31 protein-coding genes are annotated in these 24,844 nt (G+C 34.8%); 10 read left to right on the top strand and 21 right to left on the bottom strand.

Annotated elements, in window-relative coordinates; genetic code table 11:
- Positions 1-20: 20 nt before the first annotated feature.
- From ACM40_RS18250 to ACM40_RS18235, 4 genes are all read right to left on the bottom strand, one after another.
- Complete coding sequence (locus ACM40_RS18250) at positions 21-488, bottom strand: SRPBCC domain-containing protein (RefSeq protein WP_048504224.1); 468 nt, start codon at positions 486-488, stop codon at positions 21-23.
- A 181-nt stretch (positions 489-669) separates the two neighbouring features.
- Positions 670-996 carry an ArsR/SmtB family transcription factor gene (locus ACM40_RS18245; protein WP_040995027.1) on the bottom strand — a complete coding sequence of 109 codons (327 nt, stop codon included), beginning with the start codon at positions 994-996 and terminating at the stop codon, positions 670-672.
- Between the two features lie 120 nt (positions 997-1,116).
- Positions 1,117-2,412 (bottom strand): AbiH family protein, encoded by a 1,296-nt coding sequence (locus ACM40_RS18240; protein WP_048504223.1) that lies wholly within the window; start codon positions 2,410-2,412, stop codon positions 1,117-1,119.
- A gap of 28 nt (positions 2,413-2,440) precedes the next feature.
- Positions 2,441-2,851, bottom strand: coding sequence for a helix-turn-helix transcriptional regulator (locus ACM40_RS18235; protein WP_048504222.1), 411 nt, complete (start codon positions 2,849-2,851; stop codon positions 2,441-2,443).
- Between the two features lie 264 nt (positions 2,852-3,115).
- On the opposite strand from ACM40_RS18235, the gene ACM40_RS20920 reads away from it, so the two are divergent.
- Complete coding sequence (locus tag ACM40_RS20920) at positions 3,116-3,217, top strand: hypothetical protein (RefSeq protein WP_083996911.1); 102 nt, start codon at positions 3,116-3,118, stop codon at positions 3,215-3,217.
- Positions 3,218-3,230: 13 nt separating this feature from the next.
- Here the strand turns inward: ACM40_RS20920 and ACM40_RS18230 are convergent, their stop codons facing one another.
- From ACM40_RS18230 to ACM40_RS18215, 4 genes are all read right to left on the bottom strand, one after another.
- On the bottom strand, positions 3,231-3,557 hold the full coding sequence (locus tag ACM40_RS18230) for a hypothetical protein (protein WP_048504221.1): 327 nt from the start codon (positions 3,555-3,557) through the stop codon (positions 3,231-3,233).
- A 57-nt stretch (positions 3,558-3,614) separates the two neighbouring features.
- On the bottom strand, positions 3,615-4,037 hold the full coding sequence (locus ACM40_RS18225) for a transposase (protein ID WP_048504220.1): 423 nt from the start codon (positions 4,035-4,037) through the stop codon (positions 3,615-3,617).
- 232 nt (positions 4,038-4,269) lie between these two features.
- Positions 4,270-5,535: a hypothetical protein gene (locus ACM40_RS18220; protein WP_048504219.1), complete on the bottom strand. Its 1,266-nt coding sequence runs from the start codon at positions 5,533-5,535 to the stop codon at positions 4,270-4,272.
- A gap of 116 nt (positions 5,536-5,651) precedes the next feature.
- Positions 5,652-6,281 (bottom strand): hypothetical protein, encoded by a 630-nt coding sequence (locus tag ACM40_RS18215; protein WP_131705389.1) that lies wholly within the window; start codon positions 6,279-6,281, stop codon positions 5,652-5,654.
- Between the two features lie 206 nt (positions 6,282-6,487).
- Between ACM40_RS18215 and ACM40_RS18210 the strand changes: the two genes are divergently transcribed.
- A complete protein-coding gene (locus ACM40_RS18210; protein ID WP_048504217.1) occupies positions 6,488-7,465 on the top strand; it encodes a helix-turn-helix domain-containing protein in 978 nt (325 codons plus the stop codon).
- 807 nt (positions 7,466-8,272) lie between these two features.
- Here the strand turns inward: ACM40_RS18210 and ACM40_RS18200 are convergent.
- Positions 8,273-9,118, bottom strand: coding sequence for an AraC family transcriptional regulator (locus tag ACM40_RS18200; RefSeq protein WP_048504506.1), 846 nt, complete (start codon positions 9,116-9,118; stop codon positions 8,273-8,275).
- A gap of 88 nt (positions 9,119-9,206) precedes the next feature.
- On the opposite strand from ACM40_RS18200, the gene ACM40_RS18195 reads away from it, so the two are divergent.
- Positions 9,207-10,394, top strand: a complete 1,188-nt coding sequence (locus ACM40_RS18195) for an MFS transporter (RefSeq protein WP_053077131.1) — start codon at positions 9,207-9,209, stop codon at positions 10,392-10,394.
- 220 nt (positions 10,395-10,614) lie between these two features.
- Here ACM40_RS18195 and ACM40_RS18190 read toward each other — a convergent pair whose 3' ends face one another.
- The 4 genes from ACM40_RS18190 to ACM40_RS18175 all read right to left on the bottom strand — a co-directional run bounded on the left by ACM40_RS18190 (position 10,615) and on the right by ACM40_RS18175 (position 13,305).
- Positions 10,615-11,379, bottom strand: a complete 765-nt coding sequence (locus ACM40_RS18190) for a creatininase family protein (protein WP_048504215.1) — start codon at positions 11,377-11,379, stop codon at positions 10,615-10,617.
- An 86-nt stretch (positions 11,380-11,465) separates the two neighbouring features.
- Complete coding sequence (locus ACM40_RS18185) at positions 11,466-11,939, bottom strand: PaaI family thioesterase (protein WP_048504214.1); 474 nt, start codon at positions 11,937-11,939, stop codon at positions 11,466-11,468.
- A gap of 37 nt (positions 11,940-11,976) precedes the next feature.
- Entirely contained in the window at positions 11,977-12,549 is a 573-nt protein-coding gene (locus ACM40_RS18180) for a Crp/Fnr family transcriptional regulator (RefSeq protein WP_048504213.1), read from the bottom strand.
- A gap of 312 nt (positions 12,550-12,861) precedes the next feature.
- A complete protein-coding gene (locus tag ACM40_RS18175; protein WP_048504212.1) occupies positions 12,862-13,305 on the bottom strand; it encodes an Lrp/AsnC family transcriptional regulator in 444 nt (147 codons plus the stop codon).
- A gap of 139 nt (positions 13,306-13,444) precedes the next feature.
- Between ACM40_RS18175 and ACM40_RS18170 the strand changes: the two genes are divergently transcribed.
- The 6 genes from ACM40_RS18170 (at position 13,445) to ACM40_RS18150 (ending at position 19,884) form a co-directional block, all read left to right on the top strand.
- Positions 13,445-14,329 carry an alpha/beta fold hydrolase gene (locus ACM40_RS18170; RefSeq protein ID WP_048504211.1) on the top strand — a complete coding sequence of 295 codons (885 nt, stop codon included), beginning with the start codon at positions 13,445-13,447 and terminating at the stop codon, positions 14,327-14,329.
- 139 nt (positions 14,330-14,468) lie between these two features.
- Positions 14,469-15,596 (top strand): P1 family peptidase, encoded by a 1,128-nt coding sequence (locus tag ACM40_RS18165; protein ID WP_228376215.1) that lies wholly within the window; start codon positions 14,469-14,471, stop codon positions 15,594-15,596.
- Positions 15,597-15,652: 56 nt separating this feature from the next.
- Complete coding sequence (locus tag ACM40_RS18160) at positions 15,653-16,792, top strand: serine hydrolase domain-containing protein (protein ID WP_083996902.1); 1,140 nt, start codon at positions 15,653-15,655, stop codon at positions 16,790-16,792.
- A gap of 218 nt (positions 16,793-17,010) precedes the next feature.
- Positions 17,011-17,181 (top strand): hypothetical protein, encoded by a 171-nt coding sequence (locus tag ACM40_RS20685; protein ID WP_165579325.1) that lies wholly within the window; start codon positions 17,011-17,013, stop codon positions 17,179-17,181.
- A 30-nt stretch (positions 17,182-17,211) separates the two neighbouring features.
- On the top strand, positions 17,212-17,373 hold the full coding sequence (locus tag ACM40_RS20680; protein ID WP_165579324.1) for a hypothetical protein: 162 nt from the start codon (positions 17,212-17,214) through the stop codon (positions 17,371-17,373).
- 282 nt (positions 17,374-17,655) lie between these two features.
- Complete coding sequence (locus ACM40_RS18150; protein ID WP_048504207.1) at positions 17,656-19,884, top strand: TonB-dependent receptor domain-containing protein; 2,229 nt, start codon at positions 17,656-17,658, stop codon at positions 19,882-19,884.
- A gap of 81 nt (positions 19,885-19,965) precedes the next feature.
- On the opposite strand, the gene ACM40_RS18145 is transcribed toward ACM40_RS18150, so the two are convergent.
- Genes ACM40_RS18145 through ACM40_RS18135 form a run of 3 tightly spaced genes read right to left on the bottom strand, consistent with a single transcriptional unit; the run spans position 19,966 to position 21,546 of the window.
- Entirely contained in the window at positions 19,966-20,295 is a 330-nt protein-coding gene (locus ACM40_RS18145; protein WP_048504206.1) for a DUF2845 domain-containing protein, read from the bottom strand.
- Positions 20,296-20,318: 23 nt separating this feature from the next.
- Positions 20,319-20,711 (bottom strand): DoxX family protein, encoded by a 393-nt coding sequence (locus tag ACM40_RS18140; RefSeq protein WP_083996901.1) that lies wholly within the window; start codon positions 20,709-20,711, stop codon positions 20,319-20,321.
- A gap of 10 nt (positions 20,712-20,721) precedes the next feature.
- Entirely contained in the window at positions 20,722-21,546 is an 825-nt protein-coding gene (locus ACM40_RS18135; protein WP_048504204.1) for an SDR family NAD(P)-dependent oxidoreductase, read from the bottom strand.
- Between the two features lie 88 nt (positions 21,547-21,634).
- Between ACM40_RS18135 and ACM40_RS18130 the strand changes: the two genes are divergently transcribed.
- Positions 21,635-21,985 (top strand): winged helix-turn-helix transcriptional regulator, encoded by a 351-nt coding sequence (locus tag ACM40_RS18130; RefSeq protein WP_048504504.1) that lies wholly within the window; start codon positions 21,635-21,637, stop codon positions 21,983-21,985.
- Between the two features lie 235 nt (positions 21,986-22,220).
- Here the strand turns inward: ACM40_RS18130 and ACM40_RS20675 are convergent, their stop codons facing one another.
- The 5 genes from ACM40_RS20675 to ACM40_RS18115 form a co-directional block, all read right to left on the bottom strand.
- Entirely contained in the window at positions 22,221-22,379 is a 159-nt protein-coding gene (locus ACM40_RS20675) for a hypothetical protein (RefSeq protein WP_165579323.1), read from the bottom strand.
- A gap of 42 nt (positions 22,380-22,421) precedes the next feature.
- Complete coding sequence (locus tag ACM40_RS20670) at positions 22,422-22,580, bottom strand: hypothetical protein (RefSeq protein WP_165579322.1); 159 nt, start codon at positions 22,578-22,580, stop codon at positions 22,422-22,424.
- A gap of 330 nt (positions 22,581-22,910) precedes the next feature.
- Complete coding sequence (locus ACM40_RS18125) at positions 22,911-23,327, bottom strand: EamA family transporter (protein WP_048504203.1); 417 nt, start codon at positions 23,325-23,327, stop codon at positions 22,911-22,913.
- A gap of 21 nt (positions 23,328-23,348) precedes the next feature.
- Positions 23,349-24,125 (bottom strand): phosphatase PAP2 family protein, encoded by a 777-nt coding sequence (locus ACM40_RS18120; RefSeq protein WP_228376214.1) that lies wholly within the window; start codon positions 24,123-24,125, stop codon positions 23,349-23,351.
- A gap of 47 nt (positions 24,126-24,172) precedes the next feature.
- A complete protein-coding gene (locus ACM40_RS18115; RefSeq protein ID WP_048504202.1) occupies positions 24,173-24,757 on the bottom strand; it encodes an HD domain-containing protein in 585 nt (194 codons plus the stop codon).
- Positions 24,758-24,844 lie beyond the last annotated feature (87 nt).

Below are 24,844 nucleotides of genomic sequence, written 5' to 3'. Positions count from 1 at the left end.
GTAGACCTGCTACCTGCAACCTATAAACTACTACCTAATACCTCCTGTAAACGGTTATGCGCCATATTGATTCCCTGAGCAAACGGCATTTTCAGGTGCTGATCTCTGAAGTCTACCGATTTATAAATGGTCTGGATAGTAAGTTTGCTGGTACTGTCTGTAAGCTTTTCAAATTCTAAAAATTCGATCTGAACAGGGAAGGGCGTATTTTCCATCTGGAAAGTCCTTATAATTTTCTCATCCTGAACGATTTCATGAATGGTTCCATTAGCGCTGAACACCACCTCTCCCTGAGGATTCGAGGTTTCGAAACGGTAACTTCCGTGTGGTTTGTTTTCAAACTTGGTCACTTTGGTTCCCATCCATTGTTCGAAAAGTTCTGCTTCTGTATATGCCTTGAAAAGCAGTTCTACCGGAAGATCAAATTCCCTGGTGATGAATATTTCCTGTTTGCCGTCTTCGGCGTGGATTTTTGTTTTAAGTTCCATGTTTTTTGGTTTTGGTGTTTGAGAGTGTTAGAGTGGGAGAGTTTGAGGGGTTGATACTTGTTACGCGTTTCGGGTTAAGGGGTTTGGATAATTTTGTAGGTGAGGATTTTGAGATTTTAAACTGCCATTTATTTATCATCCCGGAACCCGTACCACGAATCTCAATAACCCGTATCTCGGATCACGAATTTTTGTTCTGGTAGGCTTTCATTACACTTTCCAGCTTATTGAATTTCTCGTCCCACATTTGGCGGAAAGGTTCTATAAAATCGGCTATTTCTTTCATTTTATTGGGATTGAGGTGGTAAATAATTTCACGGCCGTTCTGCTCAGATCTCAGCAGTTCACATTCTGTGAGGATCTGAAGATGCTTGGAAACGGTAGGTCTTGCGGTATCGAAATTGGAAGCTATGGCACCGGCAGTCATGGATTGTGCTGCCACCAGCATCAGGATAGATCTTCTGGTAGGGTCTGCTATAGCCTGAAATACATCTCTTCTTAAATTCATTGTGTAGTTATTTGACTACAAATTTAAATGAAGTTATTTGACTACGCAATTTTTTAAGACAAAATCTATTAAATAAGTTTATTAAAATAAAAATAGAGAACGGTAAGTTCTCTATTTCAATTATTTAAATAACGCTTCGGTATATTCTTTATTTACAACCTTGTCTCTCATTGAAGCTTTATCTGTGAAGTTTCTAGAAATATTTCTTATCATTTCACTATAATTATCTGTTCCATCATCTTTTTTACGATAATAAGGTTTTACAGAACTACAGTTTTTATGCTCAAATAGTGTGTTTAGTAAAGTTCTATCTGAAATTCCACAAGAATGGCCGAATATAAAAACTTGATAATTATTTGAATTTATAAAGTCCAGTAGCCTTTTATAGGAATCACTTTCAAGATATTTCATTGACTTTATATTTTGTAGATATTCATTGTCATCAAGATCTTCAATTTCTAAGTAATCTTTATCTATTTCATCTCCAAAGCCAAATATGATTTTATTATCTGTTTTATTATTTAAAACCCCATGAATATGTATTACATCCTTAGATATATCATTTTCAAATTCAGAATCAGTTGGAGGATTGTCATAATGAGTCTCAGTCGATGTATAATTAAAGTTTAAAAATAATATATTTTCTGGCCTATGACGAAAATAATTCGGCGCACTATCAGATTTTAATATTCTTTTAATTTTTTGTCTCTTATCTTTGATACCAATTAAAGCTTGATAAAGTCGAATGTCTCTCTCTGATAATTCCAAATCTTGAATTGATATTTTTTCTTCTTCAATATCTTTAACATAATTATTAACTCTTTGAAATTCAATTTCAGTTAGTTGATTAATTGATGACTCTGAAAATTCCTTGAATTTAAAATCTGCATATATTACGTTATAAACAAGGCTTTTAAAATTCTTTTTGTCTTTAGTATTGGGAAAGCTTGTAGAAAATTCTTTTTGTACTTTTGTGAGATATTCTTCTAATAAAGATTCAATAGCACCAAAATCTTTATTCAAATCGGTTATACTATATCGAGGTTTTGAAAAATCTTTGTAACTCTTTTTTAGTAAAGAATAATATTCCTTTTCAATATCAACCCAATTAAGAGAATGATTTCTTTCCGTTAATGTTTTAAGAAAATTATTTTTATATTTTATTTTGGCTTTATAGTGTTTTAAAATTGTTAATAGTTTGCTGTACTCAGATTCATTCGTTGTAACTTCTGAATATGGAATTGATGGTACCCCATCAAGAATGATGTTGTCATCTTCAAATTTTTTATCATTGTATTTGCCATTCCAAATCTCTTTTCTCTTATTTCCCCAATAGTCATTAATAAAATTACCATAGCTTGTTGGCATTCCATGAGCAAGGTCAAAACCATTCCCAATTAATATTATACGATTCATAGTTATTAGTTTCCGTGAAGTTGTTTAGTTAATCTTTCTCAATCAACCTCTCCAGCTTCTCGATCATTTCCTTCTGTTGCTCCAGCATACGCTCATACAGCTCAACCATTTTATCAAGAGGATTGAATGTAGGTTGTACATTAATAGCATTTAAAGTTGATGTATCATTACTTGTAAATGTATTAGAAATAATATTCACCGCCTGTTCTTCATCAAAATTCTCAATCGCCTCGGCAGGAACTTTCAGGATTTTGGCAACCTGGGCCAGAATATCTGTTTCTACGGTTTCTTTTTGTTCAAGAAGGGAAATTTTCTTCTGGTTCCAGTCGTCGCCCAGTTCCAGGGCAAGTGCTTCCTGTTTGATGCCCAGCATTTCGCGGAAACGTTTGATGTTTCGGCCCTGATGTATTTTTTTATCTTGCATATCTGTGTAAGTCATAATAACAAATATAAAGTTTTAGGAGAGAAAAATAAAGCTCCCGGATAAATAAATTATATTCTAAAATATCCTTCATTTCTCATAAAATATCCTTTCAGAAACTGGAATATACTGTTGGATATTCTTTGGTTTGCAGAAAAAACAGCAAGTGATGAAAAGAAAGATCAATTCTCAAAACAAATATAAGCTTTTCCGCAGCCGGAATCTTAAGGTTTTCCGTAATCCTTCGCACGGGCATACTACAATGAAGTTTTCTTTCCGGAAATAAGGATTGCCGGAAAATGGGTTCAGGATTGTGGTTTTGAAGCAGGGGACAGGGTAGCGGTTATTGTGTCCAGAAACCAGATTATATTGAAAAAAGCATAATTTGTGGGTTGCCCTAGTTTTCCAAAAACATTTTCTTCCATTTGGTAACGGTGTTCCGGCTTAGCTTGAAATGATTGGCCAATTGGATATTATTAAGCCTGTTTTTTTTCTGGTATTCCAATATTTTCAGAATGTCAGATTTTTGGTAAGAACGGTGTTTCTGATTAAAGTTTTCGGTTTGTATATCAGATGTGCCAAATATTATTGTATTCAGCTCAATAATATTCAAAAACGATAGCCTGTTCATCTTAAGCAAAGTTTCACATTCTTTTTGCTTATGCGGAAATTTCTTGGCTACAATATCAGAATAAATGTTTTTATAGTTAGGATGATTTTTCATAGCTGGGTATCATATTAGATTCAACGATATTTGTTGTATTTAAAAGAGTGGACTAAACTATTCTGCCTGTTCTCTATGCTTTATTAGCCACTTGTAAAGTGTCGTTTTTGGAATTCCGTATTCTCTTACCACATCAATCTTGGCCATCTCTCCTGTATTGATCTGTTCCAGTATGAAATGAATGATTTCTTTGGTATATATATTTTTACGGAACATAGGAAGGTTTGTTTTTCCTGCCTTGTGTTTAGCGGCCGGGGGTGCGTACAGGATAAGATGCTGCGAATAAAGGCGAAAGAAATCATATTCCAGTAACTTGCTCCATTTCAATAAGGTCTCCGTATCAAGGACCTTTTCCCGATACATTTGTTTAATTTCTTCTTCGGTACATTTCAAAAAATTACATACGCGTTGTGAATCTATTTTGCTTTCTATAATTTTTTGTTCAATCATTTGTCCGATATGAATGTCTTTGAAATTCATATTTGTGTTTTTAGATATTTTAGATTTATTTTTCTTCTTAGAAAGAAAACCAGGCAGCAAAATGCAGATAATGAAAAAGTCATATAAGCTTAATAATAAAAATGAACAGCTGCCTGGTTAGTTTTATAGTTTTGTAATTAAATTCTTTTTATGAATAAAAGATGCCCCCATTGATTCTTTCCCATCATTTGTGTATTTTTAAGAGTAGAAATGGGGGCATTCTATTAATCATTTAACTTGACATTCTTTGTGCTGTCATAAAGACACGTCGGATATTGTTGGTAGGATCCGTATCGTTCAGGTTATCTACAGAAACAAAAACGATTATTCTGTACCAGATTCCATCTACAATTAAGTCCACTGTTTCTATTTCCTGGGAATCATCACTGGAGCTGGTCGCTAATACAGGAACTGAACTGCTATTCATATTGTCTCCCCAGTTAAGATAAATTCCGTTATCAGTCTCCATATACCCTCCGGGAGCTAATAAAACATTCGAACGGCGGAAACGGTCCACACTCGATAGTGCTGCATACCACAATTTAATGTTAGAAGTAGAGATATTGACCAAACGAGGGTTGTAGGTAACTGCACCGGAACCTGCATTAGAACTGCTGGTAAAATTACAATCCAGTCTTACCTTTTGTCCTAAAATAGCATCATAACTACCTCCGATATAAGTGCTCAATAATCCAACATATGTTGCTGGGACTGTATAAGTAAAGAACTGATACTCTCCGGGAGCAAGTACTTTTCCAAGACCCACTGTAGCACTACAGCTCTGTCCTCCGATTGAAAGAGGGAATGTTGTGGTAATGGGACTGGATACCGTTGGAGTTCCGGAGATTGTATAGTTTAAAGTACCGGAACCTTGTGCAAAATTACCTTGTGTAAGCGTCGCTGTAAGTCCGTTTACAGGTCCTATAGTTTGTGCTCCGTATATTCCTCCGTTTCCTCCGGTATAAGGCACAGTCATTACCCCATTATATGGAGTTCCGGCTGTATAAGTCAGCGGATTCAGATTAGCATCGGCACATCTTAAGGCTCCAATGGTACCCGGATATAGTGAGCGCCCATCCAAAAGTTTCCATTGGGAGCCGTCCCAATATACATATCCCTTAAAGGTAAAGGAAGCTTGAGTTCCAAGATTGTATACTAATAATCCTGTTGCAGGACTTGGGATTGTAGTTGCATCATTATATGCCGTCAAAGCGACTCTTGGTGCTAAAAAACCTTTTTGTTTTCCGGATGCTAACTGGCTTACATTTAGCTCCAGCAAAGCAGATGCGTCGGGAGCCGCACCGATACCTGTAGATCCTGATGCGGTAACAATAAAGTCATCAGCTAATTGTGTGGCAGTAGGAGTACCTGTGGCCGCATTATTTTTAGCGCCATCTATATTGAAAATTCCTTGTGGATTTTGTGTATTAATACCTACCTGAGAGAAGGCTAAGGAAGATACTGTCAAGGCTATTGCTGTGTATATATTTTTTTTCATTTGTTTTTTATTTTAAAATGGATTGAATAGCAGAATGCTATATTTTGTTGTTATTTGTTTTTTGAATGGACATGTTGGCCCGTAACTTTTTAACCAGCGTTCCGGAACCTGTTTTTTTAAGGCGGAGGACGGATGCTGAAGATTATTGTATGGTAATGGGATACCATATGAGAATTATACTCTGATAATTCGTCTTTTGAAAAAACAAAAGAATTAAGGCTGAAACGGTTCGCGTTTATCAGCTGTTTATGATGATCATTGTGTGTTGAACAAATGCAGGATTTGCCATCCGAAGCCAGAATAAAGTGGTTTTGGCCATTATTCCATGTAAAGTAAAGGCTTATGGGTTGAGCAGGTTCGCTTTTATTTACTTTAACAGATTTTTTATATGATTTTTTAGCAATAATCTTTATTAGCTGACTCTTCGTTTCTTTACCAATGAAAATATTCTGTGGATTATGGAGTATGGTTTCTTCCGAAACAAAAAGGGGTTTGCCTGTTCTTGTTTCTTCGGCCTTCATTGAAACAGGAAATGAATCTTTTGCAGCAGCATGCAATTGATCTTTATTGAAAATATAATTTCCTTCTGATACAAAAATTAAAGCCGGCTTGTTTTTTTTGTTACTTTTGCCACATTCGATTTGATTATGATTATAGAGTGGAAGCATACCATAAGTATATACAGTTCCCAATGTGAGAACATGTATTAAAATATTTTTTTTTATGGTTGCGAAAGTTTTCATCATTTGTATTTCGCAGCAAAATTATATGCATAAATGCAGATTGAAGACTAAAAAGGCCTTAGTCATCAATGAAAAATCACTTTAAATTGAAGGTTGATCAATATCATTGTCAGTCAATAGAAAATGAAATTAAAACCATGGAATTCAGTGTGTTATATAAGTTGGTAATCATTTTTCATTGGTGTTCAAGCTCAAATAACCCATAAGAAATGGATAATACAGTACTAAGAGAGCAGGAGATCCTGAGGCTGAAAGAAGAGCTTTCCATAAGATATAATTATCTGATGGGGGTTATTTTATTATTATTCACATTCATATACTTTTTCATCGTAAAAGAAAAATTGTTCGGATATTATTGTCTGGGTGGGGCTGTTGCAGTGCTAAGTCATGTATATGTATTCAATACTTTTTTTCCGTCACTTTCTTTAGAAAATAGAGTGCGGGGCTATCTTATTGTTGCGCCCATTTATATTTATTTTATTATCCTTTATTTTTGGAAATATTCTATTTTTCAATTTTGCTGGCTGGTTCCTGTGCCGCTGGGGGCATACATTTTTCTTGATAAAAAAGAAGGTTCTTTTTTTTCAGTTTATACCTTGTTTATCGCATTTGTAGCCATTTTTACGGGTGATATTGCTCCACTTCATACTATGGTAAAATCTTATGAAAATATTTTTCGGTATAATGACCTGCTTACTTTTGGATTTAATATTGTAATTGTTTATTTGTTCATTTACTATAAAGATAAAATAAGGGAGCAGGAACTACTTTCGATTATAGAAAAAAGGAAGCGGATCACACTTCCTATTACGGTAGATGAAAAAGAAATGCCCTTTGCAAAACCATTATTTGAAAAAATTGAAAATGAGATAGTTACCAATAAACACTTTACTAATCCGGAATTTAATATTTCAATGTTATCTACCATTCTGAAAATCAGCAATAACTATATTTCAAAATCAATCAGATTACAGGGATATTCTAACTTCAATACCTACATCAACTCCCATAGAATTAATTACGTAAAAGACCTGATTTCAAGAAGCAATCTGGAAAAAGTAACCCTTATGTACATTTATACTGAAGCAGGATTTACCAACCAATCTACCTTCAATAAAGCTTTTAAACAATTTGTAGGCATGACTCCAAGTGAATACATCCAAAAGCAAAATATTGCAGATAAGTAACCGTTTTGAAATAGGTGTTTGACTATAGTTTTTCTTCTGAAAATCAGCACTTTGTATTTGAGGCAGGGGAGCGGTTATTGTGCATGGAAACCTGAATATATCGAAAAAATTAAAATTTAGATTTTACCGGAAAATTTTGTGAATGATTTGCAATACTAGAAATAGGCAGTTCTAATGTTTAGAATAAAGTTATTTTCAGAAATTTGCTAACAGGCAATTTATTCAATTTAACATAATATAAAGATCTGTAATAAAAACTGTATATTCTGGAGGTAATACAAGAGATATAATCTTTTACAAAATTTTATAGCAAAGCTGCAGACTATAAAATTCATGCATATTTATATTTAATTATTTGACTGAGTATTATTTTCAGAGAATAAATTGTATGGTCAGAATTTTATAGGAACTGGCCGTTTGTATTGTTTAAAAAAAAATCAGAAAATTTTGGCGAGCTAGACTGGCTTGTAGATGAAAAAAAATCCGTAAAACTATATAAGGCCTGGAAATGGATTTTATGTGCAATATTATTCATAGATGTTCAGATCAATATTTTGTATGACTTACAGATTCTGATTCTTGAGCGTTGTATAACAAAACAAAAATTTTAAAAGTTGTAAAATAGCATCTGGAGAAGAAGTTTGTGCCTAATTGGTGGGTATTTTCTTAAAATGAGCTGATTTAAATAAATCCTATAATTTATATTATGTTAAATTGTAATTCATGATTGAATATTTATTCCTATTAATTATTACTATATTTATTAATGAATTAATTGCATGTCTATTGGAATTTTTAATAAAGTATTTAATTCATGGATTTAAGCCCTTTTGTCTTTTTAAATTCCGTCAAGCTCATATTATGCTGCTTTTTAAAAAACTTATTCAGATGGCTTTCATCTGAAAAACCAAATTCAGTTACAATTTCATTGATCCGCATATCACTGAAAAGAAGCCGATGCTCGATCAATCTCATTTTATAATTCAATATAAAATGCTGTATGGTTTCTCCACATTGCTTTTTAAAGTAACTCCCAAGATAGCTTTCAGAAAATCCGAATTTCTGAGATATCGCAGAAACCTTCAACAATGCCGGATCATGGATATTTCCCTGGATATAATTAATGATATCCAATACTCTTTTATCAGCATTGGAAGCTACATTCTCCGCTCTCATCTTTGAAATATTTCTGGCTGCTATCACGATCAATGCATTCACATAATGCAGAGTCAGTTCTTCATGGTAGAGATCAGGATGATTCAGACCATGGAGCAAGGAGGTTACGATTGAATCAACCAAAATGATGTCCGGCTTATTTTGTAAAATACATCCAGACAGAAAGGAAGCACCATATAACAGGCACTCCATCGAATTAATACTATTCCACTTATACTCTTTTACATACCGTTCACTGAACTTCACGAGCAAAAGATCTGTTTTTTCAACAATTTCCAAATAATGCTGGTCATTAGGGGTCAGGAGAATAAGACTTCCTTCATTGTAAGAGCCCATATTGTTATTGATCTTAAGAAATCCTTTTCCTGAAATGACATAGACAATCTGAAAAAAGGAGAATTGGTTGTCTTTTAAGGAACAGTTCGCGGCCTGACGGTACTCTACCTTTACCAATTGATCTATATTTTCTCTTTTCATAGCATAAAAATACCCATTTATCATTAAAATATACTGATTTTTTTAAATTTTTCTGTTCAAATTTGCTACATCAAAATTGTAAGCATTCATGAAAACATCAATCTATGTCCTGGCACTGGGGGCTTTTGGCATTATTACCACTGAATTTGGGATAGTTGGTATCCTGCCCACTATTAGCCGGCAGTTCAGTGTATCAATCGATACCGCGGGATGGCTGCTTAGTGCCTTTGCGATTACTGTAGCCATTTCTTCCCCCTTTATTACTTCATTTACCACCAAAGTAAACCGAAAGTTATTGCTGTGCCTGGTCATGAGTATATTTGTTCTTTCTAACTTAATTTCTGCGTTTTCCACCAATTTCACGACGCTTATGATCGCCCGGATATTACCGGCGATATTGCATCCTCTGTTCTGGAATATTTCTATTGCCATTGCATTCAAAGAAAAAGGAGCAAAAGGGGTATCTACCGTAATGTTGGGATTAAGCTTAGCCACAGTGTTCGGTATTCCCTTAACGACCTATGCTGTGGACCTCTTCCATCATTGGCAGGCATCATTTTTTATTAGCAGTGCCATAAGTTTGATTGCCTTTATCGGCCTGTTGCTCTTCATCCCCTCTATTCCGGCAAATCACACAAAATCCACACAGAATCAGTTAGCCATATTGAAAAGCCCTCTTTTGTGGCTCAATCTGATTTCTAGCATTACCACACTGGCAGCGATGTTTGCCAGCTATACCTACCTGACTGCTTTCCTTGAACAGGTTACAAAGATGGATGGTGCCCAGATCAGTATGATGCTCCTCCTTTTCGGTGGTATGGGAACTTTAGGGAATTGGCTTATGGGAATTGCTTTGAATCGCAATGTGCTCATGACAGCAAGACTGTTTTTAATTCTCTTAGTAACAGTGCAGATTCTAGCTTATTACCTTGGGGGAATATTTATGCCCATGGTCATCATCATATCCTTTTGGGGAATGATCCATACCGGAGGATTTCTGGTTTCAAATATCCGGACTACACAATCTGTTCCGCATCATGCACTGGAATTTGTTAACAGTTTATTGACTTCATCTTTTAACATTGGAACTTCCTTAGGTGCATTTCTTGGCGGGATAGTAAGTGCCTATTACGGAGTTCAGTATGTTTTATGGGTGAGTGTTTTACTTTTGACAGTGACATTTATTCTGAGCTTTGTGACTTTTCCGAAAAATATTACGGAAAATGAGGAAGCAAAACAATTGAAACATGTAGCATCTGCATGTAAACATAGCTAAATGTTTTATAGCTCTTTCATTGGTAACCTTGCCTGATACAAGCAATGATAGTGGAATGGCAATCTCAATTCTTAGATTTTCATTGAAAAACAGAGTGATTAATATAGGAACTAAGTCATAAGTAATACTTATAAATCAAGATGGCTCTCCTACTTTCCTAATTTATATATTATTTCTTCTAAACTAATCTTTCTGAAAGAGAGACTATTATATATTTTATTTATTCATACAGATCGTTTATATCAGCTCTTGATAATGAAATTAATAGATCAGATATTTTTATTGTCACTGCTTTAAAAAATTCTTCACCTTTCTCTCTCGTAGATGCCTTGGGATTACCCGTACCTGTATCTTCAGAAATTTGTGACCACTTTCTCTCAGCCCAGGCCCACCCCTCTGAAAACTCTCTTATCTTATGTTTTTTCTCTTTACCTTCACCTGCTTCTTCTAAAGGAAGAACCAAATGGGGAGTAAGATATAAAATCAGGCTTGTTTCCATTTCATCGGCGTGGTCACCTTCGTTTTCAAAAAAATCTTTTTTATTTAATGCATGAAACCAATTGCAAGTGCTTAGAAAAATTTTTGGATATTTTAAACCAACTTCTCTCAAGATTGATTTAAAGTCATTTCCGCCATGACTATTTAAAATTAAAAGTTTATTGATTCCGGCTCTTTGAAGGACTTCAATAATATCGGACAATATTGCCAATTGTGTACTGGGATAAATATTCATATCGAGCTTTATGTCAGCCTGGCCCGTATTTACTCCAAATGGGATGGTAGGTAAAACGATAAGCTTTGCTCCGCTTTCCCATGCAATTCTAGCCGCTTCTGCAGCAATATTGTCTGCTTCAATAATATCTGTGGCATAGGGTAAATGATAATTATGTGCTTCTGTTGCTCCCCATGGTAGGATGGCTAAATCATAATCTGTATGTTTTATATCCTTCCAATTTGTTTCAGCTAAAATATAGGGTCTAATCATGTTATAATACTTAATGTAAAAAAAACTATATTGAATTTGGAGTACCCCCTTATAGGGATAGTGAATCTCATCAAGCCTCTCTGTTTCTATCGGCCTTTTGCTTTTTCTCCTCTTAATGTCATTACGGTACTGACTATTGATGCAATGATTTTGCCTTCACTATTTGTAATTTCACAATGATAAACCGTTATTGTTTTCCCAGATTGTATTGGTTTTGCATATGCCGTTAATTTGTCTTTCCAAACTGGTCTGAAAAAATTTATTTTTAGCTCCAGGCTTGTAAAGCTTTCTCCTTCTCGTATTAATGTAGAATGTGCTGTTCCGATAGCCGAATCAGCCAATTCACATAGCAGCCCTCCATGCACAGTGCCCTGTTGGTTTCCATGCAATAATGCATCAGCTTCTATCTCTGTTTTAGCTTCTCCTAAAGCAATATGTGAAATAGTGATTTTTAATGTTTTTGAAATAGCGGTCGGATATTCTTGAAAGGTACTATAATCAGTAATTGATTTTCCATCAATCGACATTTGTAAGTATTCCAATACAGGTATCTGTTTCATAAATCGAGGTTTCCTACAAATTTACCCCTTCTTGATTCTATTTTTCTTGATGTAGGTCAAGACTTTTAATCCGGGATAGTGTTTCAGCTTTTATACCCAGATAAGACGCTATTTTGTATTGCGGAAAAATTTGTTCTATCCTGGGATGTAGAGTCCTCAGCTGCTTGTAACGCTCCGGGGCGGAAAGTTTCATGAATGAATTTTCACGGGCACATTTACGGATAAATAAGCTGTCAGCTACATATTTGAAAAATTTTAGCCATGCTATTGATTTTATTAAAGACTGGTATTTTTCAAATGAAAAAGCATATATAACAGAATCTTCAGCTGCTTGAATAGAACCATTTGCAGGCAATTGCGTTAAAAAGCTTCGGTAATATGTAATCAAGGAATCTGGTAAGTATAAATCGTGCACAACTTGATTTTCTTCTTTAGAAGTAAAAGCATATAGGGCTCCCTCTTTGACAATTCCAATATATTTACAAGACCTGCCTTCTTTAACAAACATTTCCTTCTTTGCGAGGTACAAAGTTTCTGCTTCCATTTCAAAATCAATTAAAAACGATTCATCCAGATTCAGCTTTTTTACGATGTCCTTAATTTTTTTCATTTGTCAATTATTTTGGCATAAAATGCATTAAACTAAACGCAGACACTGTATTAAATAAACTGCTGCACTTCCGAACAGTTTTGCAAATGTATGGAAATTTTTATCGCAGGAACGATTCCCAGAAATGGGAGCCCATTAATTTGAGCTTATTGGAAATAATTGTTTTTTGAGATTTTTATATTCAATTTAAAACATCATTTCGAGGCTTTGTCATGGTGCGGAAACAAGGTACAAATCTTCAATTTTATACATTAAATAATTATTGTAAATCACTGGCCTCATTTTGTGTTATTTCTTACATGGGGGTCAACACTACTTAAGAGTAATTGGTTTGTGATCAATAGGCACTGACAGAATAGAATAAGTTGTTGTCCTGCCAAATTTACTCAAGCGATCCAGGACTAAAGTAATCTCTTGTGTAGATTTCACAAACATATGTAAAAAGAAACAATTATCTCCTGTAGTATGTACCATTTTTACAATCCCTTCTATTTCTTGAGTTTCTTTTAAAAAGGACATAATCATAATATTGGGGTGTAATTTTATTGCAATTAAGACATTTTGTGTGTATTGCAATTCTGTATATTCCACAACAACAGCGTAGCCTTTTATTATCCCTGCTTCCTCCAGCTTTTTTATACGTTCTGCAACAGCCGGAGCTGTAAGTCCTATTTTTCTACCTATTTCAGCATTACTCGCTCTGGCCTTTAATTGTAGTTCGTTTAAAATGGCGTAGTGTAGTTTATCTAATTGCATATCGAAATAAAATAATTAAAAAACATTGATTCGAAAGTTTGAAGCAGCTACTTCTATCGAAATGATAGTCTGATTTAAATGTCCTCATCAGATCTTTGTAAATATAAAAATTTAATGCTGAAACATACCTATTAAGAATATGAAAGATAAAGAATTACCTGATGATGTTAGCTTGAATCACGGAATGGCTATCATTAGTAATACATTACGTATACATTATGCAGAAGCGGGAAATGGAGAGAATATAATTGTTCTGATACATGGTTTTCCGCAAACATGGTGGGAATGGCGATTTATAATACCTGTATTGGTTAATCGGGGATTTCGTGTCATTGCCTTGGATTACCGCGGAGCCGGAGATTCCTGGAAACCTGCGGGCGGATATGATAAACGCACTATGGCCAGCGATATTCACCATCTGTTAAAGGAACACCTTAAGATACAAACCCCTGTAGTCCTTATAGGACATGATATAGGATTAATGATTGCGTATGCTTATGCACAAGAATACCGTACATCCGTATCTCAGCTGGTGGTCATCGACGCTCCTTTGCCCGGCACAAAAATATTTGATAAAATAAGAACAGACCACAGGGTCTGGCATTTTGCATTTCATAACGTACACAACCTGCCTGAAATGCTGATTGCTGATCGTGAACGGCAATATTTACATTACTTTTTCAACTATCGCATTTATAATACAGCTGCTATTAATGAAACTGATATGGATGTTTTTAGTCAGGCATATTCTTCAGCCGGTGCTATGAAAGCCGGATTGGAAGTTTACCGGGCATTTGACCAAGATATAGTGGACAATAAAGAAAGCTTGGCCAAAAATGGGAAACTAACTATTCCCGTTCTGGCCGTTGGAGGAGAAATAAGTACAAGTGGACCTTTTATGAAAGAAATGATGGAAGAAGTAGCAGAGAAGGTTACATCAGTACGCATTCCTAAAACAGCACATTGGGTAGTTGAAGAAAATCCGGCGGCATTTATAAAAGAACTCTTAACGTTTCTCGGTTAAATAATTATTGCAATAATTAACTAAAAATCAACAATTTAATTTTAATATAGAAGCTTTCAAAGGACATCTCATACTGCCTGATCGCCTTCTATAACTGATAATTATGAAAAATATAATATTCTCTTTTTTACTAATATATATGCAAAGTTTAACATTTGGACAGAAATTACGGGCCAGGGATATAGGAATTCCATTTAGCGGAACCGTTGGCACATTTAATTCTATAACGGACGTAAAGGGAGTTGAAGTAGGTTATAGTACAATTATTTCCGGGAAAGGTAAAAATACAATCGGGAAAGGGCCTGTCCGGACAGGAGTTACAGCTATTTTACCAAGAGGGCGGAATAATAATCCTGTTTTTGCCAACTGGTACTCACTGAACGGGAATGGAGAAATGACAGGCACTACCTGGATAACGGAATCTGGTTTCTTAGAAACTCCTATAATGATTACCAATACCAATAGTGTGGGAGTAGTGAGAGATGCTGTTCTTAAATGGTTTGTGAAAGAACATTGGTATAAAGAAGATTGGTGGTACACTTATCCTGTAGTGGCTGAAACATATGATGGCTTTTTAAACGACATCTATGGTTTCCAGGTAAAAGAAAGCAATGTTTACGAAGCGTTAAATAGTGCAAAATCAGGTAAAATCCAGGAAGGAAACATTGGCGGAGGAACAGGAATGATGTGCCTTGGTTTTAAAGGCGGAACCGGAACGTCATCAAGGATTGTGAAGACCGGAGATTCTACTTATACCGTTGGAGCTCTGGTACAGGCTAATTTCGGAAGAAAAGAATCTCTGAAGATTGCAGGTGTACCTGTAGGAAAAGAACTGGAGCATACGGTGGGCAGCGAATTAAAACTGCCTTCACAGTCTTACCGGCAGGAAGGTGACGGTTCCATTATTGTGGTGATTGCAACCGATGCGCCGTTATTACCCCATCAATTAAAACGTATTGCATCAAGGGTGCCTCTGGGAATCGGGAATGTAGGCGGCTATGGAATGAACAGTTCAGGAGACATTTTCATTGCCTTTTCAACAGCCAATCCCACAGCTTTTCAGAGAAAAGATTTTTCGAAAGTGAAGATGCTTCCCAATGATCTGATTGATCCTCTGTTTGATGCAACCGTACAAGCTGTCGAAGAGTCTATCATTAATGCCATGATCGCCGCCGAAACCATGGAAGGAGTCAATGGAAATAAATCCTATGCCCTTCCCCATCAGCCTGTGATTGATATCTTAAGAAAATATAAAAGAATACCATAAGGAGAAAAATTTATCTGTTTCAGTTTAATTTAATACTAACTCATTAAAATTTTTCTATGAAAAAACTATGGTTTCTAACAGTTCTGACTGCTGTTTTTGTTACAATGAATTCCTGCAGGGATGATCAGTCTATTGATGTACCCGCCGAGCACCCGAATGCAAAAAAATACCAGCGTATCGTTGATCAGTTTACAGCAGCCGGTGCTGTAGGTGTCAGCATTACAGTAATTTCCCCCGAAGGAGCATGGACAGGTTCCGGTGGACTGGCCGACAGGGAAAAAGGTATCAAAATGTCTGCTGATAGCAGACTCCGCATCGGAAGCATGACCAAAATGTTTGCCTCTACAACTATTCTGAAATTGCAGGAAGAAGGCCTTTTGAATATCAAGGATAAAATCAGTAAATATCTTCCTCACACTATTACAGACCGTATTGCCAATGCCAATGAGGTAACGATTGAGCAGTGCCTTAATCACAGAGCAGGAATCCGGAATTATTTACAGGATATCGCCCCCGGTGTTTTTGACGGGAGTATTGTCAATTATTCCGCAGAGCAGACTCTTCAGCTGATCTATGATAAACCTGCCGATGATCCGGTTGGAAAAGGATATTATAGCAATTCCAATTATCTTCTGCTTTCCCTGATTATAAAAAAAGTAACGGGAAAATCTTCCTATCAGGTAATCAGTGAGAAAATAATCAAACCCCTGGGGTTGAAAAATACGACAGCAAGTACTCTACTTCCGGATCAGCTCACCCGCTCCTATTATGCTGAAACTGCTAATGAGCCATTGACTGAAGTAACCCATATAGATAATAACGGAATCGGAGGTGAAGGAGCAATTGACGGCGGAATGATTTCAACATCTTCTGATGTAGCCCAATTTGTGGAGAACCTGTTAACGAATAAAATACTTTCTTCTGCTTCAATGCAGCTGCTTCAGACTTTTGTGGATAATGACCCTGACCGCCTGGAACCAGACTTAAAATACAATAAACAATATGGATTGGGATTAATGAAACTGGATACCAACCAGGGAGTGGCCCTTGGACATGACGGACATGTATTTGGCTTTGGCGGTAAATCCTATTATTTTCCAAAGCAAAAAGTGACGGTATGTATACTTCTCAATACATGGTCTCCAAAGGTAGTTGCATTACTTAATGCAAAAGATACTTTCAACTTATTGTTCTGATCTTTATAGATCTGGTAGTAAAAAATTTGATTCAAAGTTTTTTCAGCCTTTATTCTTTAGAAAGTAAAGCATTATTAATCAATTATAATATGATCTTTACTCCAACGGTATTGATTATTTGTTCGAATCAAATCTCCAAAAAGATCAAAATACATGATAGAAAAAATAAGTACTTATTCATCAATCATATAAATTATAACTAACCTAAAATTTTTAAAATGAAAAAAACAGAAAACAGAAAAGCACTCTCAAGAGAGTATTTAAAAAATGTAATGGGCAATGGAATGAATATCACTATCAAAGAATGTTCATATGAATGCTGCCCTCCTGCCGGAATCCCCCGGTGCCCAAGCCTTAGTGCATGCCCGGCAGTGGTATGCCCACAATAATTAACATATTTCTTAACCAAAAATATTACAATGAAAAATTTAAAAAACCAAAAAAGCCTTTCCAGAGAACAATTGAAAAGCATTGCCGGAGGTAATGTACAGGGAGTCTGCAGACTTTCCAATGGTGGCTATGTTCTAAGGGACTGTACATTAAAATGTCCCAACGGAGGATATCCTATATGTCCTGCTTAAGGATTAATTTTATTTAAACTTCAGTCAGCCCGGATAAACAGATAATCTATCCGGGCTGATTGTATATACACATTCTGCATATAGCTCTAATTGAGAGGGTTTCTGTTTATAGCTTTTCTCATTATAATTCAGGATATCTGCAGTACTATTTGGCTCGCGATGTAATACTTGTGATATCTCGAATGTCTTATCTAAATAGATTCATGATTAATTCATGAATTGTATACATGTATATTGCATAACAAGCTACATTGTAATACATAAATTAAAAAACATAAATATATGAAACGTCTGATCCATTTAATCATTGTACTGAGCGGAACAATTGTAACTGCACAAGAAAAAAAAGATACAGCAGCAACAAAGAAAATAAATGAAATTGTACTGAAAAAAAATAAATTCCAGAGAAAAAATGACCGGTTTATATATGATGTAGGAGCTTCCCCGGCAGCAAAAGGGACCACGGTCTTTAGTCTTTTAAAAGAAACTCCCCTGATTTCATCAATGGATGATAAAACTTTACGGATTGCCGGAAAATCAAATGCTGTAATCTATATCAATGGTAAAAAAAATCAAATGGATGCTGATGCTCTGGCAGCCTTTTTAAAAAGTATGCCATCTGAAAGCATACAGAAAATAGAGATTATTACGATGCCCGGCAGCGAATTTCAAGTTGAATCTTCAGATGGGGTTATTAATATTATTCTAAAAAAGATAACAGAAAATGGCCTGAACGGAAGCTTAAGAATGAGCAATAATCAGGGATATTATAACAATCCGGGAATGGGATTTTCTATCAATTACAGAAAAAATAATCTCGGAATTAATTCAAGTTTTAATAGTAGTGAAAACACCAAACGGCAGTATTATATATTGGAAAATGGCAGCAATATAGCTTCAAATCGTTCAGAAGGAACCGTATCTATTCCAAACAAGGACTATGGAGGATATCTGAATATAGATTATGCTTTAAATGACAAAAGCAGCATTGCATTGAGCTATAATAACTGGTATAACAAAAATTTCACTTCGGTTACCAATTTATTTAACACTGTAAATGTATTAAATGATACTGTCTGGAAAACTTCTTACAACCGAAGCATAAATCATGAAAACGCCCAATCTTATAATAATTCTGTCAATTTAAACTATGAATTAAAAACGGATTCTATCGGCAGTAAATTAAATCTAAATGCAGCCTATCTAAACTTCAGAAAAAAACAGAATGGCCTCAATACGACATCAGCATCAGATTCCAATGGAAATACGGGAGAAGATATAAGCCAGATTATTCAGGAAACACCACAGATTATTAACAGTTTTTCTGTAACGGTAGATTATTATAAGAAATTTAAAAATAATTTCACACTGTCTTTTGGAGGAAATTACAGCTATACGAAAACAGATAATGATACAGAAACAAGTCTATATCAATTGGCTACCGGTGTAGCAGTTAGAAATCCAAATCATTTTTTTTATCTGGAGAATATTTACGGAGGATATTTGACTGTTGAAAAAAAAGTAAACGATAAAATCTCTGCAAAAGCCGGAATTCGTTATGAATTAACACAAAATAAAGGAAACTCTTATAACGCTCAGGATGACAATTTAAAAAATCTTACGAGAAACTATCATAATATTTTACCTTACCTAAACCTGAACTACTCTATCAATAAAGATCATAATCTTTCATATTCTTTTTCAGGCCGTATGAAAAGACCTTCATTTTGGGAAGTAAACCCTGTAAGAACTTATTTAACGGAAACCAATTATGTTCAGAATAATCCGTTTATGAAAGCTTCCGCAGTTTATTCCCAGGAACTTAATTATATGTTCAAAAATTCATATTTTTTCATTGTCGGTCATAAATATTATAAAGATGTTATCCTGCAAATACCTTTGCAGGGAATAATTGAAAATAACGGCAGCTATGTAAATGTATTAAGGTATATAAGAACCAATTTTGGCAACCGTCAAGAATTCAATTTTACAATCGGTTTCCAGAAATCATTTTTTAAACAGTATTGGAATACCAATGTAAGTATTGGTTTACAGCATAATATTAATGATGGAAGTATTGATACGGATCCGTTAACAGGTGAAAAGTTTCCGGCATATATTAATTCCAGAAAATCAAATGGAATAACCATTTCAACTAATAATAATATAAGACTTGATCAGGCTAAAACATGGTTTGCCAGTATTAACTATTGGTACGTTGGCAATTACCAGATAGAACTGGGTCAGTTAAGGCCTCTCGGCAGTTTGGAAATAGGGCTCAAAAAAATATGGAATGACTGGACCTTTGCAGCCACTGTTTATGATGTTTTAAATACCAATAGGGTTATAATTGATGATCCGCAACAAAACGGAAACTACAATTATATCAATATTTATAACTATCCACGTCAATTAAATATTTCTATCTCTTATAACTTCGGAAACAAAAAAATTGAAAAAATACGTGATTTCAATAATGCTTCTGATGAAATCAAAAACAGAACAAAATAATAAAATTGTTATGTTAATCTAAATGGGATTCAGATTTGATGAGAGTTACTATTCAATTTTCTTTTTACAGTAAGCATTTGATTAGGGATGAATTATAACCGGAGAATTATTCTCAGATTCCTGCCCTTGTTCAAGAGAAACCAATTTTCCACCTTTAAAAGTTAAAATATTTGTTATTGATCTATTTCCCATATTTAAACTTTCTTTATAGTATAAAGATTCTTTAATTTCTCCGGCTTCTTTATTTTCTGTAAATGAAGATTTATAGGGTTTTCCAAATTTTGATATAACCTGTTCTTTTGTCATTCCAATGCTCAATGATTCAGAGGTGAATTTACTTCTTGAAGAGCAGGAAATTAACATTATAACTGTTATAATTAATGCTAATAATTTAAACTTTAACACGTTCATATAAACTACTTTGGATGTATTCTTTATAATTTTTTAGTACTGGAAAGATTTATTTTAATCCTATTGTCTAAAAATAAAAGGATTGCAGAAAGGCAACACATGATGAGTGAATGCCCATAATGATGGTATTCCTGATGTGCCATGTGAGTAGTAAAGGCACCAATCGCAAAAGGAAACAGAAATAATATGCCTATAGTTCTGAATGGAGACCTGTAGAGTCCCAAAACCACTAGAGCAACTCCGATCACTTCGGCAATTCCGATGGCAAGAGTCCATGTTTTGTTAAAACCTAATGATTCCATGCTTTGCATCATCGCGGGGCGTTGAAAAATTTTAAACAGTGATGATGGTACTATGATATACAGGTATCCTATGTACAAAGCCCAGTACAGAATATTTTTAAAAGTTATTTTCATTGTTCAGTCATTAATAATCCACACTTATTGCAATCTCCTCAGTTAATGCTATACAATTCTGTAAATCAGCAATTTTAGCTTTCATAGTTTCGATAGTACCCGTTGTAAGAGGTAACCTGAAGGTTGGAACATCATTATTTACAGCCCTGATGATGGCCTGTGCAGCGGCAACAGGATTACCGGGTTGCTTACCGTTGATCTTTTTTGTATTTATCCTTATATCCCCTAATTTTTCTGCATATAAAGGGAATTCGTTCCGGGCATAATGTACAGATCCACCAAAAAAATCAGTGCGCAAAGCTCCAGGCTCTACCAGCAATACTTTTATACCAAATGGTTTCACTTCCTGTTCAAGTGACTCACTCATTCCCTCAAGAGCAAATTTACTGGCAGCATAAATACCATTCCCAATACCTGCTGTAATACCAACCCTTGAAGAAAGCTGCACAATCACTCCCTGGCCTTTATTTCTCATATATGGAATGACGGCCTGGCAAAGTTTCCATACAGACATGAAATTGACATTGAATTGCCTGATAATCTCCTGTTCCTCAAACTCTTCAATCATTCCAAATACACCGAAACCCGCATTGTTTACCAAAACATCAATCTGACCGTATTGTTCAATGATCTTACTAATAAGCGAATCAATATGCTCTGTTTTGGCAAGATCAATAATAAAAGATTTTGCGTTTACGTTATTGTCGAAGGCCTGCTGATCCTCTTCATTCCGCACAGTTCCTATAACAATATCCCCGGCTTCAAGGATTTGTTTTGAAAGCTCTTTTCCAAATCCTTTGGAAACTCCTGTAATTAGCCATACTTTTTGTCCCATTTTAATTTTGTTTTATATATGAACAAAAATATTTTATACCTTTACCATAAACAAGTACCTACAAAATTGTATGTACCCACCCATGAATATGAGAAAAGAAAATTCAACAAATTTTTTAAACGAAACAGACCTTATTAAAAACTGCGGGATGTTCTATACCCTAACAGTTATCGGAGGTAGATGGAAAGTGGGCATACTGGCTTCGTTGCTGGATAATGATGAACTCCGTTATTCTGAAATAAAAGGGAAACTGCATAACATTACAGAAAGAATGCTGATCAAACAGCTTAAAGAATTGCAGGACGAAGGACTTATTATCCGGAAAGATTATAAAGAGGTGCCACCCCGGGTTCATTACAGCATCAGTGATAAAGGCAGGAGCCTTCAGGATGTGCTGATAACCCTAAGACACTGGGGGAAAAAATACAGAAATGAATAGATATAACTCATAAACTATAAATACTATAATTTCAGGTAATTGCTTGTTTTTACCGGGTTATTTTCAGGTTGACAATCAAAGAAGTAATAATTTCATTAAAAAACTCTCAGTAAATATATTATTTACTGAGAGCTTAATATAACCTGTTTTTTGGTTGTTCTAACGCTCATTGATTCAGAAGTGAATACTCCTTAATGAGCATAAAATTAGCACTATACCTGTAATAATAATTAGATTATTTAGGGCATATTACTGCAGGGCATTGAAACCCGGGACATAATGGTAATGAGCTATCGTCACAACATTTATAAGTGCATTGGAAGCTAATTCCGTTTCCTGAAATTTCTTTCAATTTTTCCCTGGAAAGAACTTTTTTATTTTCTAATTTTTTCATATTGATCTTTTTAGTTTAGTTGTTTTTAAAAGGGATAATTACTTAAGCAGGGCAAACAGGACGTCCTCCATCCGGACATTTCATATTGCAGTCTCTCATAACGTATCCGCCACTTGCTAATATGCAAACACCTTTATCGCCACCGGCAATAGTTTTCAGTTGTTCTCTTGAAAGAACTTTTCTGTTTTCTAATTTTTTCATGAATGATTTTTTTTGATTAATAATAATTTAAAGAATCACAAAGCTTTGTTATAGCTAAATTAATAAAATATTTCACTTTAGAAAGAGAAATTTATTAATATTAACTGCTCATTATCAAATAAATACAATGTTAAAAATGTTATTTTATATTAAATTAATTAAAAAAAATATCAATTAAAAAGCATTTGATTTTAATTTACACTGAATATTCTTATTATGCTTAAAATTATTAAGATGTGAAATATTTTTTTGTGAATTTTGAAACATCTTTTAAATCATTTATACAGGCAAAGAAGGATAATGATTAAAATAATATGGGATAACAAATACTTATTTTAACGCAAATAAAATAGTTCCGGAAATAATTAATAAAGCTCCAATTGCAGTTTTGAGTGTTAATGTTTCTTTGAAAAATAATACTGCCAGAATGACGGCTATGGCCACGCTCAACTTATCTACAGCTGCAACCTGGGAAACCTTTCCGATCTGTAAAGCTTTAAAATAAAATAACCACGACAAGCCGGTTGCAACGCCCGATAAAACAAGAAAAATAATATTGATTTTTGATAATGAACCTATTTCCTTTGCTTCACCCTTTACAAAAACAATGCTCCAGACAATCACAAGAATAACTATTGTCCTGATTGCTGTTGCAAGATTGGAATTGATATTGGACACTCCCATTTTAGCAAAAATAGCTGTAAATACCGCAAATAAAGCCGAAAGTAATGCATAATAGAACCACATATCCTTAGTTTTTGAGGTTATCTAAAAAGTTTTCACTAAACCAATCCCTATACTTTTATCCTGATAATAAGGCATTACCATGGTAGCCGTATTTTTGTTTTTACCGCCCAGCATAGTATTAATTTTTGGGTACAACCAGTAAGCCAGTTCTGTTGAAAGAATCCCAAACCCGGCTCCTGCTACCACATCCCCTACCCAATGCTTATCGTTGAGCATCCTGTAGATTCCTGTAAAAACAGCCAGGGAATACCCGGAAATTCCCAGCAGAAAATTCGTATCCTTATACTCCCTGAACATAAACTGAGCAGAAGCAAAAGCTATTGCCGTATGACCCGAAGGAAAAGATAAATTATTCGACTGATCGGGTCTTTCCTCTTTTACAATATGCTTCAAAGGAATGGTAATGGCAGAGGTAATCAGCATGGATGTTCCGTAGATGATCGTTCTGTCTCTGAAATTATGTTTTCCTTCCACACCAACGGCATTGAGGCCATATACCAAAGCTGCAGGGGCAAATTGGGTATAGCTGTCCAGTTTTATATGATCAGGCCGATGTTCATTAATTTCATCCCTGGTAGAAAAGTTCAGCCGTTTTAAATCCTTCACCGTTAAACTGGCAATTCCATAACCGATAAACGCGCCGGGAATGATCAGTCTTTTATAATTAAAACGTTCTTTTTCAGTATTTAATATAACAGTACTTTCTTTTATAACCTCAGGAGTCTGAATGCTGTCACTATTGCTTTGTGCAGCCAGCTTCCCGTAAGATGAAATTAAAACGAGAAAACTGAGAACCATTTTTTTATAATGTTTTGGTATCATAATAAGTATAATGTGACTGAATTTTATTTTAAATATTGGTACAACTGAATATTAACATCTTTAAACCGGCTTAAGATTTTCTTTCCATAATCTGTAAAATATTGATGTTCAGTAAGAAATTGATAATTTTTCATCTGCCATTCTTCATCTGTATAAGCCAGCCCGAGATAGGTTTCAAATTCCTGCCTTATAGCTTTGCTATATTTTGCATAATTGGCTTTGGTTAAATGATACATATCTGCATCGCACATTACTTTTTCCAGTAAAGAAGCAGGTTGTGGAGGATATTTAGTAGATTCGATACACCTTAAAACAGCTTCAATAAAATTTTCATCAGATCCGAATTTTTTCAGGAAATTCATTGCCAATTTTTTGCTTTCATCCTCATGGCCGATGTAGGTATTGGCATATCCGCAGTCATGAAACCATGCTGAAACCTGTACGATAAGCATTTCCTCTTCAGAGAGGCATGTTTGCAAACCGATTTCGCGTACGGCATCCGCCACTTCATAAGTATGTCCGATATTGTGAAAAGAAAGCTGATCTGAAAGATTTTCCGAAAGAAAAACGATCACATAGTTCCTGACAGCTTCAATTAAATTATCCATGGCTATTATATTTTAAAACTTATAGCTTTACCCCAGCGTTATCGCCTGTATTGAGAAATCCTTTTAATTATATTTTAATTTCTAATA

It is taken from the genome of Chryseobacterium sp. BLS98 (assembly GCF_001045445.1).
GTDB lineage: Bacteria > Bacteroidota > Bacteroidia > Flavobacteriales > Weeksellaceae > Chryseobacterium.
The sequence above is the reverse complement of the archived record's forward strand: the minus strand, read 5'-3'. Positions and strand labels throughout refer to the sequence as shown.

Coding starts and splice junctions, on each gene's coding strand:
- ACM40_RS18115 (WP_048504202.1), bottom strand. CDS start 24,757: ATGGATAATTTAATTGAAGCTGTCAGGAACTATGTGATCGTTTTTCTT.
- ACM40_RS18220 (WP_048504219.1), bottom strand. CDS start 5,535: ATGAAAAAAAATATATACACAGCAATAGCCTTGACAGTATCTTCCTTA.
- ACM40_RS18145 (WP_048504206.1), bottom strand. CDS start 20,295: ATGAACGTGTTAAAGTTTAAATTATTAGCATTAATTATAACAGTTATA.
- ACM40_RS18180 (WP_048504213.1), bottom strand. CDS start 12,549: ATGAAAAAAATTAAGGACATCGTAAAAAAGCTGAATCTGGATGAATCG.
- ACM40_RS18190 (WP_048504215.1), bottom strand. CDS start 11,379: ATGATTAGACCCTATATTTTAGCTGAAACAAATTGGAAGGATATAAAA.
- ACM40_RS18230 (WP_048504221.1), bottom strand. CDS start 3,557: ATGAAAAATCATCCTAACTATAAAAACATTTATTCTGATATTGTAGCC.
- ACM40_RS18175 (WP_048504212.1), bottom strand. CDS start 13,305: ATGCAATTAGATAAACTACACTACGCCATTTTAAACGAACTACAATTA.
- ACM40_RS18160 (WP_083996902.1), top strand. CDS start 15,653: ATGAAAAAACTATGGTTTCTAACAGTTCTGACTGCTGTTTTTGTTACA.
- ACM40_RS20680 (WP_165579324.1), top strand. CDS start 17,212: ATGAAAAATTTAAAAAACCAAAAAAGCCTTTCCAGAGAACAATTGAAA.
- ACM40_RS18240 (WP_048504223.1), bottom strand. CDS start 2,412: ATGAATCGTATAATATTAATTGGGAATGGTTTTGACCTTGCTCATGGA.
- ACM40_RS18225 (WP_048504220.1), bottom strand. CDS start 4,037: ATGAATTTCAAAGACATTCATATCGGACAAATGATTGAACAAAAAATT.
- ACM40_RS18140 (WP_083996901.1), bottom strand. CDS start 20,711: ATGAAAATAACTTTTAAAAATATTCTGTACTGGGCTTTGTACATAGGA.
- ACM40_RS20670 (WP_165579322.1), bottom strand. CDS start 22,580: ATGAAAAAATTAGAAAACAGAAAAGTTCTTTCAAGAGAACAACTGAAA.
- ACM40_RS20675 (WP_165579323.1), bottom strand. CDS start 22,379: ATGAAAAAATTAGAAAATAAAAAAGTTCTTTCCAGGGAAAAATTGAAA.
- ACM40_RS18165 (WP_228376215.1), top strand. CDS start 14,469: ATGCAAAGTTTAACATTTGGACAGAAATTACGGGCCAGGGATATAGGA.
- ACM40_RS20685 (WP_165579325.1), top strand. CDS start 17,011: ATGAAAAAAACAGAAAACAGAAAAGCACTCTCAAGAGAGTATTTAAAA.
- ACM40_RS18185 (WP_048504214.1), bottom strand. CDS start 11,939: ATGAAACAGATACCTGTATTGGAATACTTACAAATGTCGATTGATGGA.
- ACM40_RS18150 (WP_048504207.1), top strand. CDS start 17,656: ATGAAACGTCTGATCCATTTAATCATTGTACTGAGCGGAACAATTGTA.
- ACM40_RS18135 (WP_048504204.1), bottom strand. CDS start 21,546: ATGGGACAAAAAGTATGGCTAATTACAGGAGTTTCCAAAGGATTTGGA.
- ACM40_RS18235 (WP_048504222.1), bottom strand. CDS start 2,851: ATGACTTACACAGATATGCAAGATAAAAAAATACATCAGGGCCGAAAC.
- ACM40_RS18200 (WP_048504506.1), bottom strand. CDS start 9,118: ATGAAAAGAGAAAATATAGATCAATTGGTAAAGGTAGAGTACCGTCAG.
- ACM40_RS18215 (WP_131705389.1), bottom strand. CDS start 6,281: ATGATGAAAACTTTCGCAACCATAAAAAAAAATATTTTAATACATGTT.
- ACM40_RS18125 (WP_048504203.1), bottom strand. CDS start 23,327: ATGTGGTTCTATTATGCATTACTTTCGGCTTTATTTGCGGTATTTACA.
- ACM40_RS18195 (WP_053077131.1), top strand. CDS start 9,207: ATGAAAACATCAATCTATGTCCTGGCACTGGGGGCTTTTGGCATTATT.
- ACM40_RS18245 (WP_040995027.1), bottom strand. CDS start 996: ATGAATTTAAGAAGAGATGTATTTCAGGCTATAGCAGACCCTACCAGA.
- ACM40_RS18170 (WP_048504211.1), top strand. CDS start 13,445: ATGAAAGATAAAGAATTACCTGATGATGTTAGCTTGAATCACGGAATG.
- ACM40_RS18130 (WP_048504504.1), top strand. CDS start 21,635: ATGAGAAAAGAAAATTCAACAAATTTTTTAAACGAAACAGACCTTATT.
- ACM40_RS18210 (WP_048504217.1), top strand. CDS start 6,488: ATGGATAATACAGTACTAAGAGAGCAGGAGATCCTGAGGCTGAAAGAA.
- ACM40_RS18250 (WP_048504224.1), bottom strand. CDS start 488: ATGGAACTTAAAACAAAAATCCACGCCGAAGACGGCAAACAGGAAATA.
- ACM40_RS18120 (WP_228376214.1), bottom strand. CDS start 24,125: ATGGTTCTCAGTTTTCTCGTTTTAATTTCATCTTACGGGAAGCTGGCT.